Origin of the sequence: Escherichia sp. WS33, assembly GCF_046486385.1 — a bacterium.
Classification (GTDB): domain Bacteria; phylum Pseudomonadota; class Gammaproteobacteria; order Enterobacterales; family Enterobacteriaceae; genus ECMA0423.
Genome location: NZ_JBJQLJ010000005.1, coordinates 53,316 through 70,145, shown reverse-complemented (window position 1 = coordinate 70,145; position 16,830 = coordinate 53,316). Strand labels below are relative to the sequence as shown.

Below are 16,830 nucleotides of genomic sequence, written 5' to 3'. Positions count from 1 at the left end.
GCGTTGTGTCCTGACCTGATTCTGGATATTTATTCGATGGGTAAAGAAGTGGTGTATTTAATCTGTTCCATCGCGAAGCTGGAAGTGACGTCCGACAGCCCCGGCACGCTGTTTACCAGACGCTTATAAAACTCGTCGTAGCGTTTCATGTCGGCAACCTGGACGCGCATCAGATAATCGTATTCACCAGCCATGCGCCAGAACCCCAGCACTTCTGGCATTTCGGTAACCACCGTGACAAAGCGGCAATACCATTCGCTGCTGTGATGTTGCGTTTTTATCAGCACAAAGGCGGTCAGGCCGAGGCCTATTTTTTCCGGATCCAGCAGGGCGACTTTGCCGATAAGGATACCGTCGTCCTCCAGCCGTTTCAGGCGCTTCCAGCAGGGGGTGGTTGTCAGATTAACGGCTTCAGCCAGTGCCTGCAAAGAGAGGGTGCAATCCTGCTGTAGTAAGGCCAGCAGCTTACGGTCAATTTTATCTAACATAGCCCTTCCACAGAGAATTTTTTTCTCTTTTAATTCTATTTTAAAGGTGAAATCGCGACAATTTATTCTGTGCGGTTTAAACACCATGGCACAAAATGACAAACTCAACGCAAAAAAAACCGGGCAATTGCCCGGTGCTGGAAGGGATCTCGTTATTCGGGGGAATAAGGTAGATGTGGATAGTCCAGCCAGTGCGTCAAATAGTGAGAGACAGCCTGATTTCGGCAATGTCCAATCACCGGTAAATGCGGGAGCTCCGCGCGCAGTTGCGGCATCGCATTGCCCATAATAAATCCGCTACCGACGCTGCCTAACATTTCGCGATCGTTCATCGCATCACCAAAGGCCATGCAATCGCGCAACGATAAACCTAAATGTTGGGTCAGCACCGTCAATGCAGCGCCTTTATTGCAGCCCACCGGCAGCACTTCGAGGCAATCCGTGGCGGAAAAACACAAATGTGCACGCTCGCCTAATGCTTCGTATAGCTGGATCTGCAAGCGTGTAAGATCGTCGTGATCGCCACAGAAGCAGATCTTGGTGACGCTGCCGAGTGGCATTTTTTTGACATCGATTATCTGATAACGAAAACCGCTATAGACAAATGCCTGCAACAACGCAGGGATCTCTTTCCCGGTAAACCAACCGTCGTCATTGAAGATATGCATGCTGGCTCGGGTATCCCATTGCTGATACAGCACCAGCTCCGCGACATCCGCAGGTAAATCATCACGATGTAAAAGTTCACCTTCCAGAGAATGCACGCGCGTTCCGTTGCCGGTAATCAAATATGCATCCAGCGATAGCGCCCCGAGAATATGCTGCATCTCCAGCGCATGACGCCCCGTGGCAAAAGTGAGGGTAATGTCGCGTTCACGCAGTCGCGCCAAAGTAGAGAGGGTTTTCTCACCTAAATGATGGTCAGGCATCAATAAAGTGCCATCCATATCAAATGCTGCCAGACGAGCCATTTCTTTCTCCACTCTGTGACACGGTTAATGGTGATTGAGTATCACCTGATATATACGGAAGTAATAGTGAATAGTTAAATAATATTGTTCCGGGTTTATATGCGATTGCTCAACCGTCTTAACCAGTATCAACGTCTGTGGCAACCTTCAGCCGGAAAGCCGCAAACCGTCACCGTCAGCGAACTGGCCGAACGCTGTTTTTGCAGCGAACGCCATGTTCGTACGCTGTTGCGTCAGGCACAGGAGGCGGGATGGCTGGAGTGGCAGGCGCAGTCAGGACGCGGAAAGCGCGGACAATTACGCTTTCTGGTCACGCCGGAATCGCTACGCAATGCGATGATGGAACAGGCACTGGAAACCGGAAAGCAGCAAGATGTGCTGGAGCTGGCGCAACTGGCCCCAGGTGAGCTGCGCACTCTGTTACAGCCGTTTATGGGCGGACAATGGCAAAACGATACACCCACGTTGCGTATTCCCTACTATCGCCCGCTCGAACCGCTACAACCAGGCTTTTTGCCCGGCCGTGCCGAGCAGCATCTCGCCGGGCAGATATTTTCCGGCCTGACCCGCTTCGATAATAATACTCAGCGCCCGATTGGCGATTTAGCGCATCACTGGGAAACCTCTACTGACGGGTTACGCTGGGACTTTTATCTTCGTTCAACCCTACACTGGCATAACGGCGATGCAGTAAAAGCCTCACACTTACACCAGCGATTATTGATGCTGTTACAACTGCCAGCACTGGATCAATTATTTATTAGCGTGAAGCGTATTGAAGTCACCCATCCGCAGTGTCTGACCTTCTTTTTACATCGCCCCGATTACTGGCTTGCGCACCGGCTGGCGAGCTATTGCAGCCATCTGGCGCATCCGCAATTCCCACTGATCGGCACTGGTCCTTTTCGCTTAACACAATTCACAGCGGAGCTGGTGCGCCTGGAGAGCCATGATTATTACCATTTGCGTCATCCGCTGCTTAAAGCGGTTGAGTACTGGATAACTCCGCCGCTTTTCGAAAAAGATTTGGGAACCAGTTGTCGGCATCCCGTGCAAATCACCATCGGCAAACCGGAGGAGCTGCAACGGGTCAGCCAGGTCAGTAGTGGCATCAGTTTAGGTTTTTGCTATTTAACGTTGCGCAAAAGTCCCCGACTCTCCCTCTGGCAGGCGCGAAAAGTGATCTCCATTATTCATCAATCCGGTTTATTACAAACGTTAGAAGTCGGAGAAAACCTGATCACCGCCAGTCATGCATTACTGCCAGGCTGGACTATTCCGCACTGGCAAGTACCGGATGAAGTCAAACTACCGAAAACCTTGACGCTGGTTTATCACTTACCGATAGAACTTCATACCATGGCAGAACGCCTACAGGCGACACTGGCAGCGGAAGGCTGTGAACTCACAATTATTTTTCATAACGCAAAAAACTGGGACGACACGACCCTACTGGCACACGCAGACCTCATGATGGGCGACAGATTAATTGGCGAAGCACCGGAATATACTCTGGAGCAATGGCTACGTTGCGATCCACTATGGCCACATGTTTTCGACGCTCCAGCATATGCACATCTGCAATCGACGCTGGACGCGGTGCAAGTAATGCCTGATGAGGAAAACCGATTTAATGCCCTGAAAGCGGTTTTTAGCCAGTTAATGGCAGACGCGACGCTGACGCCGCTGTTCAACTATCACTATCGCATTAGTGCCCCTCCCGGCGTGAACGGTGTGCGACTGACACCGCGCGGCTGGTTTGAATTTACCGAAGCCTGGCTTCCCGCGCCGTCGCAATGAATAGCTGGTCCGGGTTAATCGCAGGCGTTACCATAACGCTTTTATTGTTCAAGCAGGATTATCTATGAAACGTGCTGTCGTTGTGTTCAGTGGAGGCCAGGATTCCACCACCTGTCTGGTGCAGGCATTACAACAATATGATGAAGTCCATTGCGTGACGTTCGATTACGGTCAGCGACATCGCGCAGAAATCGACGTGGCACGCGAACTGGCGCTGAAACTGGGAGCACGCGCGCATAAGGTTCTTGATGTAACGCTGCTCAACGAGCTGGCGGTCAGCAGCCTGACACGTGACAGCATTCCGGTGCCTGATTATGAACCTGAAGCCGATGGCATCCCGAATACGTTTGTCCCAGGGCGTAATATTTTGTTCCTGACGCTGGCGGCAATATATGCGTATCAGGTAAAAGCAGAAGCCGTAATTACCGGCGTCTGTGAAACGGATTTCTCCGGCTACCCGGATTGCCGCGATGAGTTTGTGAAAGCACTAAACCATGCCGTCAGTTTGGGCATGGCGAAAGATATTCGTTTTGAAACGCCGCTGATGTGGATTGATAAAGCGGAAACCTGGGCGCTGGCAGATTATTACGGCAAACTGGATTTAGTCCGTAACGAAACGTTGACCTGCTATAACGGCATTAAAGGCGACGGTTGCGGTCATTGTGCGGCATGTAATTTACGCGCCAACGGTTTGAATCATTATCTGGCCGATAAACCGACGGTGATGGCAGCGATGAAGCAGAAAACCGGGTTGAGGTAATTATTCCGGGTGTCGCCGGATGCGGCTTGAGCATCCGGCACCACAAAACGTTTACTTAACCATCTGCTCCAGCTTTTCGCGCAATTCCCCTTCCAGAGCTAATGCTTTCTGCGTTTTAAGATCAATACAAACAAACGTAATAAGCGCATCCGCTACCACCTGCCCTTCCGGCTCCAGTGTAATGACCTGGCTTAAGATGCCGCTTTTACCGTTTAATTGCTGCAACTGACTGGTAATAGTTAACAGGTCGCTTAATACCGCTGGGCGACGATAGTTAATATTGATATTGACCACGACGAAGGCGATGTTATGGGCCGTCATCCACTGAAAACTGTCGCTATTTTCCAACCCATCCCAGCGGGCTTCTTCGAGAAATTCAAGGTAGCGGGCGTTGTTGACGTGTTGGTAAACGTCGAGATGATATCCACGAACTTTGATTTGTGTTTGCATAGCGCAATAACCTTACGTTGTTGTTATAAGTACAGAGGTCATAACTGGTATGACCTCTTCAGTCTGGCAAAAAATTGCCACTATGCAAATTAATTACAGGGTTAATACCGCCAGATTACGTTCCACCAGCGAATTGCCCATCCCCGGCACCTGCTTTAGATCCTCCACCGTTTTAAACGGACCGTACTCTTCGCGATAACTGACAATCGCCTGCGCTTTCTTCAGGCCAACGCCATTCATCGCGCGGGCTAGCTCTTCCGCGCTGGCATTATTAATGCTGACCCGGGTGCCTTCTTCGTCACTGGCTTTCGCCGGTACTGCTGCTTTACTTTGTGCTGCAGGAGCTTCCGCTTTGGTTTCTACCGCCGTCGGTTTCGCCACAGAAGCTGCCGCCAGCGCGCTATGAGACATTCCGGCACAGGCCAGGGACAGGGTAATGAGCAGTGCTTTAATTCCGTGTTTCATACTGTTTTCTCCTTGTTTGTTAACAGTGGAATCACCTTAACGGCAGTGAAAACAGTAAACAAATGGCAATGTTCAGAAATGGAAAAGGCCGCGAAAGCGACCTTTTCTTGTTACAGCTGCAACGCATTTTTTTGCGAGGCGGCTTCAGGATTATTGCTGTTCCAGCGCATCGCCAATTTTGATTTTCGCCTCTTTACGCAGGTTACTCATCAGAGCTTCAAAGACGATTTGTGCGTTGTTCTGGGTGATACCCTGCACCATCGCTTTTTTCTGATCTTCCGGCATTGAACCTTGTTTCACTTCATCCAGCGCCAGCAGAACCACATTACCTTGCATATCGGTCGCCATACCGTAGCTCGGTTTGTCTTTCGCTGGCAGTGGCAGTGCAAACGCCGCCTGGCTAATCGGGTCACGACCGGAACGGCTTAAGGTTTTCGGCTCGCCAAATTTCAGACCGGCAGCCTGCATAGCTTCCGCACCTTTGCCGGCTTTCAAATCAACCAGCAGTTTCTCAGCATCCACTTTCGCCTGTTGTTCAGCTTTGTTGTGCTGAACCAGTGCCTTAACTTGTTCCTGAACATCTGCCAACGGTTTCACCACTTCCGGTTTGTGCTCGCTGATGCGCAGCACGAATGCGCGGTCGCCATCTACGGTGATGATGTCAGAGTTGATGCCTGGCGCGCCGTTTTCACCTACCAGACCGCCGTTAAAGATAGCGTCGGCAACCGGCTTGAAGTTCAACTCTTCCGGCAGGTTATCTTTGCTAAACCACCCCGTCTGAGTGGCTTTAACGCCGGCTGCTTGCTCTGCACCGGCCAGAGACTCGGTGTCGTTGCTTGCCGCATCGCTCACTTTCTGCTGCAGCGCATAGTACGCATCGAGGGCTTTTTCGTGTTTCACTTTCGCCGCGACATCGTCACGCACTTCGTCTAACGACTTCACTTTCGCTGGCTGAATGTCGTCCAGACGTACAATCAGGAAACCGACCGAAGATTTGATGACACCAGACAGTTGCCCTTTTTCTTTCAGACCAGCATTTTTCAGTTCGTCGGGGATAGTGGCATCTTCTAACCAACCCATATCGCCGCCGTTACGGGCAGAGATAATATCGGCAGATTTTTCTTTGGCTAATGCAGCAAAATCACCGCCTTTATTCAGCTCATCAAGTACCGCTTTCGCTTCATCTTCAGTTTTGGTCTGGATGATGCTGTAGCGGGTACGCTGCGGCTGGGTGAATTGATCCTGATGCTGATCGTAGTAGCTCTGGATATCCGCATCGCTAACCGGTTGCTGCATCGTTGCGGCATCCAGCTTGATGTAACTCACGCGGAATTGTTCCGGCGTCATGAAATTGTTTTTGTTTTGTTCGTAGTAGCTGGCAATCTCCTGTTCGGTCACAGGCTGCTTCGCCGCCAGCGCGTTAACATCGATAGTCGCCTCACGCACCACGCGTTGTTGCGCGACCAGTGCCGCCAGCTCGTCGGTTTCACCTTTCAGCATAAAATCGGTACCGGCAACACCGTTAATCAGCTGTTGGGTAGTGAGCTGGTTACGCAGCGCCTGGGCGTACTGATCGGCGGTCATCCCCATCTGGTTGAGGATACCGTTATAGCGGCTGTTATCAAATTTGCCGTCAACCTGGAAGGCTGGGGTCGCGAAAATCGCCTGTTTAACCTGCTCATCACTGATACCCAGTTTCAGCTCACGAGCGTACTGATCCAACAGCGCCTCGTCGATCAGACGATTCAGCACCTGTTGACGCAGGGTTTTCATATAGCCTTCATTCGCTGCCAGCTCGGAGTATTGATCGCCCAGCTGTTGCTGCATGCGATTACGCTCGCTGTTAAAGGCGTTCTCGAACTGCCCACGGCTGATTTCCTGGTCATTCACTTTTGCGGCGTAGTTATTGCCTCCGCCAATCAGGTAACCACTCACGCCGGTCAATATGAACGACACGATAATGATACCGAAAATAATCTTGAGCACGAGACTGTTTGCAGCCGTGCGTAAGCTGTCCATCATGGTGTAACAACACTCCGCTGTAGATGACTGTGTACCTCACGCAACGTATCGATGCGCGCAAAGGCCTATTGTGACAAGAAACGGGGGCAATTGTCAGCCCACAAGACGCAGAAAGTCACCGAATACAAATAAAAAAGGCACATCAGTAGATGCGCCCTTGAACTTCGTCACATCCCCACCGGGGACAACGCTTAGTTTACCGCGTCTTTCAGTGCTTTACCTGCACGGAAGCTCGGTACTTTAGCAGCAGCGATGGTGATCTCTTTACCGGTCTGCGGGTTGCGGCCAGTACGGGCAGCACGCTCTTTAACGGCAAAAGTACCAAAACCTACCAGTGCTACATCATCCCCTTCTTTCAGAGATTCAGTTACGGAAGCAATAATAGCATCTAACGCACGGCCAGCCGCAGCTTTAGAGATATCAGCCCCTGCAGCAATCTTGTCGATCAATTGAGATTTATTCACTCTTCTCTTCCTCTTTATAATTTATATCGCACTTGAATCCTTCAAGGTACGAACGCGCAGCAGTTATATCAGGCCAGCCATCCCCTTACAACACCCCTTAATAAGGGCAAGCCCGATCCGCCATCTAACTTAGCGAGACAAAAAAAGGCTGGCAAGCCCGAATTAGCCTGCCAGCCCTGTTTTTATTAGTGCATTTTGCGCGAGGTCACTATTTTGCAGTCACAACCTGCATACCAGACGGTTCATTTTGTAGCGCCAGAGTCAGAACTTCCTCAATGCGCTTCACAGGATGAATGTCCAGATCGGCAATTACGTTGTCAGGAATCTCTTCCAGATCGCGTTTATTTTCGAACGGAATTAGCACTGTTTTAATCCCGCCGCGATGCGCTGCCAGGAGTTTTTCTTTCAAACCACCGATCGGCAGTACCTGACCACGCAGAGTGATCTCACCGGTCATTGCCACATCGGCACGAACCGGGTTACCGGTCAGGCAAGAAACCAGCGCGGTGCACATAGCAATACCGGCACTCGGACCATCTTTCGGCGTCGCACCTTCCGGAACGTGGACGTGGATGTCACGTTTTTCGTAAAAATCAGGGTTGATCCCCAGTTTTTCCGCACGCGCACGAACCACCGTTAACGCCGCCTGAATAGACTCCTGCATCACTTCGCCGAGCGAACCGGTATAGGTCAGTTTGCCTTTACCCGGAACACATGCGGTTTCAATGGTCAGCAAGTCACCGCCCACTTCCGTCCACGCCAGACCGGTTACCTGACCGACACGGTTTTCGTTATCAGCGCGACCATAGTCGAAACGCTGAACACCGAGGTAGTCATGCAGGTTATCGCCGTTAATTTCGATATGTTTTAATGACTTATCGAGCAGTAACTGCTTAACCGCTTTGCGGCACAGTTTGGAGATTTCACGCTCCAGACCACGCACGCCCGCCTCACGGGTGTAGTAACGAATAATGCCGATAATGGCGCTATCGTCGACGGTCAGCTCACCTTTTTTCAGTGCATTACGTTCAATCTGCTTCGGCAGCAGGTGACGTTTGGCGATGTTCAGTTTTTCATCTTCGGTATAACCGGAGAGGCGAATCACTTCCATACGATCCAGCAGCGGTGCCGGAATGTTCATGGAGTTCGACGTCGCGACAAACATCACGTCGCTGAGATCGTAATCCACTTCCAGGTAGTGGTCGCTGAACGCTACGTTCTGCTCTGGATCCAGCACTTCAAGCAGTGCAGAGGCCGGATCGCCTCGCATGTCAGAAGACATTTTGTCGATCTCATCAAGCAGGAACAGCGGGTTTTTCACGCCCACTTTCGCCATTTTCTGGATCAGTTTACCCGGCATAGAACCGATGTAAGTACGGCGGTGACCACGGATTTCCGCTTCATCACGCACGCCGCCCAGCGCCATACGGACATATTTACGCCCGGTGGCTTTGGCAATGGACTGACCAAGAGAGGTTTTACCTACCCCCGGCGGCCCTACCAGGCAGAGGATCGGTCCCTTGATTTTGTTGACACGGCTTTGAACCGCAAGGTACTCAAGGATGCGATCTTTCACGCGCTCCAGACCATAATGGTCGGTATCAAGGATTTCCTGCGCCTGACGCAGGTCTTTTTTGACCTTGCTGCGCGCATTCCACGGTACCTGTACCATCCAGTCGATATAACCACGCACTACGGTCGCTTCTGCCGACATCGGAGACATCATTTTCAGCTTCTGCAACTCTGCTTCCGCTTTCTCTTTTGCCTCTTTCGGCATCTTCGCCGCGTCGATTTTGCGCTTCAGGGCTTCGTTTTCGTCCGGCGCGTCGTCCATTTCACCGAGTTCTTTCTGAATAGCTTTCATTTGCTCGTTCAGATAGTACTCACGCTGGGATTTCTCCATCTGCTTTTTAACGCGGTTGCGAATGCGTTTCTCAACCTGCAGCAGATCGATTTCCGATTCCATCATTGCCATCAGATATTCCAGACGTTCGTTAACGTCGGACATCTCCAGAACGGACTGTTTGTCAGCCAGTTTCAGCGGCATATGTGCAGCAATGGTATCCGCCAGACGCGCCGGATCGTCGATGCTATTCAGCGACGTCAGCACTTCTGGTGGGATTTTTTTGTTCAGCTTGATGTAGCCTTCGAACTGGCTGATTGCAGTACGCACCAGCACTTCCTGTTCCCGCTCATCAATGGTCGGCGACTCCAGATACTCCGCCTTCGCAGAAAAGTGTTCGCCATTGTCAGAGAGCGCAGAAATACGCGCGCGCTGTAACCCCTCGACCAGCACTTTGACGGTGCCGTCAGGCAGTTTCAGCATCTGCAATATAGAGGCCACGGTCCCGACGGTGAAAAGATCGTTTACACCCGGCTCATCCGTTGAAGCTTCTTTCTGCGCGACCAGCATAATTTTTTTATCATGGTCCATCGCCGCTTCCAGACAACGGATAGATTTTTCCCGCCCGACAAATAAGGGGATGACCATGTGCGGATAAACCACCACATCGCGCAGCGGCAATACGGGGATTTCAATGCGTTCAGAACGCTCAGGATTCATAGAGCTCTCTCTTAGTTTAATTTCCGCCAGGTAATCAGATGACACGACTGTGCTTCACGCCATCTATTAACATGTACGTCAGTATATGGGGATGTTTCCCCCACATTCAACGCCGAGAATAGAGGAAAAATTAAAGGGGAGATAAAATCCCCCCTTTTTGGTTAACTAATTGTATGGGAATGGTTAATTATTCACCAGATGCCTGTTGCGCTTCCGGCTTACCATAAATCAGCAACGGTTTGCTTTGACCATCAATTACCGACTCGTCGATAACCACTTTTTCGACGTCTTCCATGGACGGCAGATCGTACATGGTATCGAGCAGTGCGGCTTCTACGATGGAACGCAGGCCACGGGCACCGGTTTTACGCGCCATCGCTTTCTTAGCGATAGCATCCAGCGCCTCGTCACGGAATTCCAGATCCACGCCTTCCAGATTAAACAGCGCCTGATACTGCTTGGTCAGGGCGTTTTTCGGCTCTTTGAGGATCTGAATCAGAGCTTCTTCGCTCAGTTCATTCAACGTTGCGACAACCGGCAGACGACCAATGAACTCAGGGATAAGACCAAACTTGATCAGATCTTCCGGTTCAACCTGCGCCAGCAGCTCGCCTTCGCTTGCTTTGTCGGACTTCGCTTTTACCGTCGCGCCAAAACCAATGCCGGAGCCGGTTTCTACACGGTGGGAAATCACTTTATCCAGACCGGCAAACGCACCGCCACAAATAAACAGGATCTTGGAGGTATCAACCTGCAAAAATTCCTGCTGCGGATGCTTACGCCCGCCCTGCGGTGGAACGGCAGCAACAGTACCTTCGATCAGTTTCAACAGTGCCTGCTGTACGCCTTCACCGGAAACGTCACGGGTAATAGACGGGTTGTCCGACTTACGAGAAATCTTGTCGATTTCATCGATGTAGACAATACCACGCTGTGCTTTCTGGACATCGTAGTCGCATTTCTGCAACAGTTTCTGAATGATGTTTTCAACGTCTTCGCCCACATAACCGGCTTCGGTCAGCGTGGTTGCGTCGGCCATGGTGAACGGGACGTCCAGCAGGCGCGCCAGCGTTTCAGCCAGCAGCGTTTTACCGGAACCGGTCGGACCGATCAGCAGAATGTTACTTTTGCCCAACTCGACACCATTGCTGGTATCGCCGTTGCGCAGACGTTTGTAATGGTTGTATACCGCGACCGCCAGCACTTTTTTCGCCTGTTCCTGGCCGATAACGTAATCGTCCAGGTGGTTGCGAATTTCATGCGGCGTCGGTAGCGCACTGCGTTCACGATGCGGTGCAACTTCTTTAATCTCTTCGCGAATGATGTCGTTACATAAATCAACACATTCGTCGCAGATATACACGGATGGACCGGCAATCAGCTTGCGCACTTCATGCTGGCTTTTGCCGCAAAAAGAGCAATACAGCAATTTGCCTGAGCCATCTTTGCGTTTATCTGTCATGGGTCAAAACCTCTTCTTTGTTCTTTGTGCCGCACACGACGACGCAAATGCCATTCTCAGGCGCAAGCCGCTTACAGCGTTGTGCCGCCCTGGATAAGTATAGCGGCACAGTTGCGCCTCTGGCATCAATTACGATGGGTCAGAATCGAATCGACCAGACCGTATTCCACCGCTTCAGGGGCGGAAAGGAAGCGATCGCGCTCGGTATCACGTTCAATCTGTTCTAATGATTGACCCGTATGAAGCGCCATAAGTTCATTCATGCGCCCTTTAACTTTCAGAATTTCACGGGCATGAATTTCGATATCGGTCGCCTGGCCCTGGTAGCCGCCCAACGGTTGGTGAATCATCACGCGCGAATTCGGCAGGCAAAAACGTTTACCTTTTGCCCCTGCGGTCAGCAAGAAAGCGCCCATCGAGGCCGCCTGGCCCATACAGATGGTGCTGACATCAGGCTTGATAAACTGCATGGTGTCATAGATAGACATCCCGGCAGTGATCACCCCGCCTGGGGAGTTAATGTACAGATAGATATCTTTTTCTGGGTTTTCTGCTTCCAGGAACAGCATCTGCGCCACAATCAGGTTAGCCATGTGGTCTTCAACCTGGCCAGTCAGAAAAATGACGCGTTCCTTAAGTAGACGAGAATAGATATCAAAAGAGCGCTCACCACGTGAGGTCTGTTCAATGACCATCGGCACCAGCGCCATATGGGGTGCAAAGTTATCTCGTTCGCCGCTGTATGACATTTCCGTCTCCTGGATAAAATTGAAAAAACCTGCTGTACCGATTGTAACCTTATGGACGGATTATCAGCTAGTCCCTGTGTTATGGGTACGGCATCACCATATTTCAAGCATAACAATCTTTTGTTGTTACGCTAACACCGAAAGAGGCTTTTCGCACGGTTCCATGCAAAATTCATGACAAAAAAAAGCCCACCACCTGGCGGTGACGGGCCTTTGTGCGAATTTAGCGCGTTATGCTGCGTAAATTACGCCTGCTGGTTCATCAGCTCGTTGAAAGTGGTTTCTTTTTCAGTCACTTTCGCTTTCGCCAGTACAGCTTCAACAGCCTGTTCTTCCAGAGCAACATTGCGCATGTTGTCCATCAGTTCTTTGTTTTTGCTGTAGAACTCGATAACTTCTTTCGGATCTTCGTACGCAGAAGCCATCTCTTCGATCAGGCCTTTCACGCGCTCTTCGTCAGCTTTCAGCTCGTTGGTGCGGATAACTTCGCCCAGCAGCAGGCCAACAACTACGCGACGTTTAGCCTGTTCTTCGAACAGTTCGCGCGGCAGTTCCAGAGCTTGTTTTTCGTTGCCACCGAAACGCTGTGCAGCCTGGCGACGCAGAACGTCGATTTCGCTGTCGATCAGCGCAGCCGGTACGTCGATGTCGTTAGCTTTTACCAGACCTTCGATCGCCTGAGACTTAACGCGGTTACGGATGGCGCTCTTCAGCTCGCGCTCCATGTTTTTACGCACTTCAGCGCGCAGACCTTCTACGGAACCATCTTCAACGCCGAAACGTTTGATGAATTCTGCAGTCAGTTCCGGCAGTTCACGCTCTTCAACTTTCTTCAGGTTGATAGCGAATTTCGCTGCTTTACCTTTCAGGTTTTCTGCGTGGTATTCTTCCGGGAAGGTCACGTCGATGGTGAACTCTTCGCCAGCTTTGTGGCCTTTGATACCGTCTTCAAAGCCCGGGATCATACGACCCTGGCCCATCGCCAGTACGAAATCAGACGCTTTACCGCCTTCGAACTCTTCGCCGTCTACAGAACCGGTGAAGTCGATGGTTACGCGGTCTTCTGCTTCAACAGCGCCGTCTTTTTCTTTCCAGGTTGCCTGCTGTTTACGCAGAGTATCCAGCATGCCGTCAACGTCAGCATCGGTCACTTCAACGATCGGTTTTTCAACTTCGATCGCTTCCAGACCCTGCAGTTCAACTTCCGGATAAACTTCAAACTCTACAGAGTAGGTGAAGTCTTCACCCAGCTTGTATTCGCCCGGAACATAAGTCGGTGCGCCAGCCGGATTGATTTTTTCTTTAATGATGGCGTCAATGAAGTTACGGCTCATCAGGTCACCCAGAACGTCCTGGCGTACAGACGCGCCATAACGCTGAGCAACGATATTCATTGGCACTTTGCCTTTGCGGAAGCCGTCAATACGTACTTTTTTCGCAACGTTGACCAGCTCGCTTTTAACAGCGGTCTCGATGCTGTCAGCAGCGATAGTAATCGTTACACGGCGGCCAAGGCCTTGAGTGGTTTCAACTGAAACTTGCATCTTGTTACCTCAAAAAATCACAGTGCTCGGTCAACTCTTACCCCGCAAGCACAGGTTGTTGGCTTCGCGGAACCGGGATGTTCTTATAATCAATCACATTCCCTGTTACCAGAATCATCCCGAAAGCATTCAAATAGGACGCGGCATTATAGCGGCATCACTTTTATGAGTCGAGAACGGTTATTGCGCGCTGTCGCGTATTTTTTCACAATTCCCGGGCAATTTTCGTCTGAATGCTGGGCAAAAAGCGCAAAATCCAGACAAAACAAAACGGCCCGCAGGCCGTTTTTCATAAAATCTTTAGCAACATACTGGAAAAGCGCCGACAGTTGCAAATGCGTTTTTACGCGATGCTTCCTGCTCCACGACAGGGAGGAGAGGCAAAGACGGTGTCCTGCAACCCTTCCCACTCCTTAATAGTGTAAGTATGCAGAGCCAGCGCATGAACGGTAGTAGAGAGTTCCTCCGCTAAAGTACTGTAAATCATTCGATGACGATTCAGAAAACGTTCACCCGTAAAACGATCGCTGACCAGCACAACTTTAAAATGGCTTTCAGAGCCGGCTGGGACATTGTGACGATAGCTTTCATCCACTACTTCGAGGAATACGGGTTGGAACGCCGCCCTTAATTTTTCTTCTATCCGCTCACGTATCATCATGAAATATCTCCTCCGACAACGCTGAGATGTCATCCATCCCTTTAAATACTAGCCGCTTTTACCGTTTCCATTGCAGCTTAACAACAAATATTTAGGTTTCGTCCTGGTTTTTCCGTCAAGCGTATGAAGTTTACTGATTTAAAGATTGAAACACAGGCCTCGCATCAGCGTTTCTTTTACCAGGGGTGATTATTTCGTCAACATGATGAATTTACATGCCTTACCCACTTCCCCTCGCCGTTGGCAATGTTATGATGGCGGGAATTTTTACCAAACACGCTTAAGAGTCTCTGAGAGCCCAAACATGTTCAAAAAAATCCTCTTCCCGTTAGTTGCTCTGTTTATGCTTGCAGGATGCGCAAAACCGCCAACAACTATTGAAGTTTCCCCGACGATTACACTGCCACAGCAGGATCCAAGCCTGATGGGCGTCACCGTAAGCATTAATGGTGCCGATCAGCGTACCGATCAGGCGCTGGCAAAAGTCACCCGCGATAATCAAATCGTTACCCTGACCGCCTCCCGAGATCTGCGTTTCCTGCTGCAAGAAGTGCTGGAAAAACAGATGACCGCGCGTGGTTACATGGTTGGTCCGAATGGCCCGGTTAATCTGCAAATCATCGTTAGCCAACTGTATGCTGACGTGTCCCAGGGCAACGTGCGCTATAACATCGCTACCAAAGCGGATATCGCCATCATCGCTACCGCGCAGAATGGCAACAAAATGACCAAAAACTATCGTGCCAGCTACAACGTTGAAGGTGCGTTCCAGGCCTCCAACAAAAATATCGCCGATGCGGTTAACAGTGTGCTGACCGATACCATCGCTGATATGTCTCAGGACACCAGCATTCACGAATTTATCAAGCAGAACGCGCGTTAATTTCTGCCCTCTGGCCCGGTGCAAACCGGGCCTGTAGACGCCCATGTCCAGTCAATATTTACGTATTTTTCAACAGCCGCGTTCAGCCATATTGCTGATCCTGGGTTTTGCTTCCGGGCTACCGCTCGCCCTGACATCCGGCACCTTACAGGCCTGGATGACGGTCGAGAATATTGATCTCAAAACCATTGGTTTCTTCTCTCTGGTAGGCCAGGCTTACGTTTTTAAATTCCTCTGGTCACCGCTGATGGACCGCTACACGCCCCCATTTTTTGGGCGGCGGCGCGGTTGGCTGCTCGCCACGCAAATCCTGTTATTAGTCGCCATTGCGGCGATGGGTTTTCTCGAACCTGGCACCCAACTCCGCTGGATGGCGGCACTGGCGGTGGTGATCGCTTTTTGCTCGGCCTCCCAGGATATTGTCTTCGATGCGTGGAAAACCGATGTGCTCCCGGCAGAAGAACGTGGTGCGGGCGCGGCAATCAGCGTTCTGGGTTACCGTTTAGGGATGCTGGTTTCCGGCGGCTTAGCCCTGTGGCTGGCAGATAAATGGCTGGGCTGGCAGGGCATGTACTGGTTGATGGCGGCGCTGTTGATCCCCTGTATTATCGCGACGTTGCTTGCACCAGAACCGACCGACACCATTCCTGTGCCAAAAACGCTGGAACAAGCGGTTGTTGCACCTCTGCGAGATTTCTTTGGTCGCAATAATGCCTGGCTTATTTTGCTTCTTATCGTGCTGTATAAGCTGGGCGACGCATTCGCCATGAGCCTGACAACCACGTTTTTGATTCGCGGCGTCGGGTTTGATGCGGGTGAAGTAGGCGTGGTTAACAAAACGCTTGGCTTACTGGCGACCATTGTTGGCGCATTGTACGGTGGGATTTTGATGCAGCGCCTGTCGCTGTTCCGGGCGCTGCTGATTTTCGGCATTTTACAAGGTGCGTCTAACGCTGGTTACTGGCTGCTGTCGATTACTGATAAGCATCTCTACAGCATGGGCGCAGCCGTCTTTTTCGAAAACCTCTGTGGCGGGATGGGCACATCAGCCTTTGTCGCGCTGTTAATGACGCTGTGTAATAAGTCATTTTCCGCTACTCAATTTGCCCTGCTCTCAGCGCTTTCCGCTGTAGGACGAGTTTATGTCGGCCCCGTGGCGGGTTGGTTTGTTGAAGCACACGGCTGGTCGACATTCTATCTATTCTCCGTCGCCGCTGCCGTACCGGGGCTTATTTTGCTGCTGGTTTGCCGCCAGACGCTTGAATATACACGAGTAAATGACAACTTTATCTCCCGTACCGAATATCCGGCAGGTTATGCCTTTGCCATGTGGACACTGGCGGCGGGCGTCAGCCTGTTGGCCGTGTGGTTACTGCTGTTGACGATGGACACGCTGGATTTGACGCACTTCTCTTTCCTGCCTGCTCTGCTGGAAGTCGGGGTTTTAGTCGCCCTTTCTGGCGTCGTGCTTGGTGGTTTGCTGGATTATCTGGCTCTACGAAAAACGCATCTGACGTAATCTGTAAATATTATTTAGCTGTAGTAATC

General features: G+C 51.0%; 15 protein-coding genes. 4 read left to right on the top strand and 11 right to left on the bottom strand.

Features of this window, described 5'->3' with window-relative positions; translation table 11 throughout:
- Positions 1-29: 29 nt before the first annotated feature.
- On the bottom strand, positions 30-488 hold the full coding sequence (decR, locus tag ACJHXA_RS05990) for a DNA-binding transcriptional regulator DecR (RefSeq protein WP_000884589.1): 459 nt from the start codon (positions 486-488) through the stop codon (positions 30-32).
- Positions 489-640: 152 nt separating this feature from the next.
- Positions 641-1,459 (bottom strand): HMP-PP phosphatase, encoded by an 819-nt coding sequence (cof, locus tag ACJHXA_RS05985; protein WP_000113027.1) that lies wholly within the window; start codon positions 1,457-1,459, stop codon positions 641-643.
- Positions 1,460-1,558: 99 nt separating this feature from the next.
- On the opposite strand from cof, the gene ACJHXA_RS05980 reads away from it, so the two are divergent.
- Entirely contained in the window at positions 1,559-3,259 is a 1,701-nt protein-coding gene (locus ACJHXA_RS05980) for an SgrR family transcriptional regulator (protein ID WP_001238231.1), read from the top strand.
- A gap of 64 nt (positions 3,260-3,323) precedes the next feature.
- The gene (queC, locus tag ACJHXA_RS05975) at positions 3,324-4,019 is read left to right on the top strand and encodes a 7-cyano-7-deazaguanine synthase QueC (protein WP_000817229.1); all 696 of its coding nucleotides are present in this window, start codon (positions 3,324-3,326) and stop codon (positions 4,017-4,019) included.
- 51 nt (positions 4,020-4,070) lie between these two features.
- Here the strand turns inward: queC and fadM are convergent, their stop codons facing one another.
- The 9 genes from fadM to bolA all read right to left on the bottom strand — a co-directional run bounded on the left by fadM (position 4,071) and on the right by bolA (position 14,399).
- Positions 4,071-4,469: a long-chain acyl-CoA thioesterase FadM gene (gene fadM, locus ACJHXA_RS05970; RefSeq protein WP_001194534.1), complete on the bottom strand. Its 399-nt coding sequence runs from the start codon at positions 4,467-4,469 to the stop codon at positions 4,071-4,073.
- Between the two features lie 93 nt (positions 4,470-4,562).
- Positions 4,563-4,934 (bottom strand): helix-hairpin-helix domain-containing protein, encoded by a 372-nt coding sequence (locus ACJHXA_RS05965; RefSeq protein ID WP_000680312.1) that lies wholly within the window; start codon positions 4,932-4,934, stop codon positions 4,563-4,565.
- A gap of 150 nt (positions 4,935-5,084) precedes the next feature.
- Positions 5,085-6,956 carry a peptidylprolyl isomerase gene (gene ppiD / locus ACJHXA_RS05960; protein ID WP_000969384.1) on the bottom strand — a complete coding sequence of 624 codons (1,872 nt, stop codon included), beginning with the start codon at positions 6,954-6,956 and terminating at the stop codon, positions 5,085-5,087.
- 191 nt (positions 6,957-7,147) lie between these two features.
- Positions 7,148-7,438 carry a nucleoid-associated protein HU-beta gene (gene hupB / locus ACJHXA_RS05955; RefSeq protein ID WP_254892905.1) on the bottom strand — a complete coding sequence of 97 codons (291 nt, stop codon included), beginning with the start codon at positions 7,436-7,438 and terminating at the stop codon, positions 7,148-7,150.
- A 190-nt stretch (positions 7,439-7,628) separates the two neighbouring features.
- Positions 7,629-9,983: an endopeptidase La gene (gene lon, locus ACJHXA_RS05950; RefSeq protein ID WP_001295325.1), complete on the bottom strand. Its 2,355-nt coding sequence runs from the start codon at positions 9,981-9,983 to the stop codon at positions 7,629-7,631.
- A gap of 187 nt (positions 9,984-10,170) precedes the next feature.
- Positions 10,171-11,445, bottom strand: coding sequence for an ATP-dependent protease ATP-binding subunit ClpX (gene clpX, locus ACJHXA_RS05945; RefSeq protein WP_000130305.1), 1,275 nt, complete (start codon positions 11,443-11,445; stop codon positions 10,171-10,173).
- Positions 11,446-11,570: 125 nt separating this feature from the next.
- Complete coding sequence (gene clpP / locus ACJHXA_RS05940) at positions 11,571-12,194, bottom strand: ATP-dependent Clp endopeptidase proteolytic subunit ClpP (RefSeq protein WP_000122253.1); 624 nt, start codon at positions 12,192-12,194, stop codon at positions 11,571-11,573.
- 245 nt (positions 12,195-12,439) lie between these two features.
- On the bottom strand, positions 12,440-13,738 hold the full coding sequence (tig, locus tag ACJHXA_RS05935; protein ID WP_001198386.1) for a trigger factor: 1,299 nt from the start codon (positions 13,736-13,738) through the stop codon (positions 12,440-12,442).
- A 343-nt stretch (positions 13,739-14,081) separates the two neighbouring features.
- On the bottom strand, positions 14,082-14,399 hold the full coding sequence (bolA, locus tag ACJHXA_RS05930) for a transcriptional regulator BolA (protein ID WP_000973448.1): 318 nt from the start codon (positions 14,397-14,399) through the stop codon (positions 14,082-14,084).
- A 304-nt stretch (positions 14,400-14,703) separates the two neighbouring features.
- Here bolA and ACJHXA_RS05925 point away from each other — a divergent pair, with 304 nt between their 5' ends.
- Positions 14,704-15,282 (top strand): lipoprotein, encoded by a 579-nt coding sequence (locus tag ACJHXA_RS05925; RefSeq protein ID WP_001295326.1) that lies wholly within the window; start codon positions 14,704-14,706, stop codon positions 15,280-15,282.
- 43 nt (positions 15,283-15,325) lie between these two features.
- Complete coding sequence (gene ampG, locus ACJHXA_RS05920; RefSeq protein ID WP_000098440.1) at positions 15,326-16,801, top strand: muropeptide MFS transporter AmpG; 1,476 nt, start codon at positions 15,326-15,328, stop codon at positions 16,799-16,801.
- Positions 16,802-16,830: the final 29 nt, after the last annotated feature.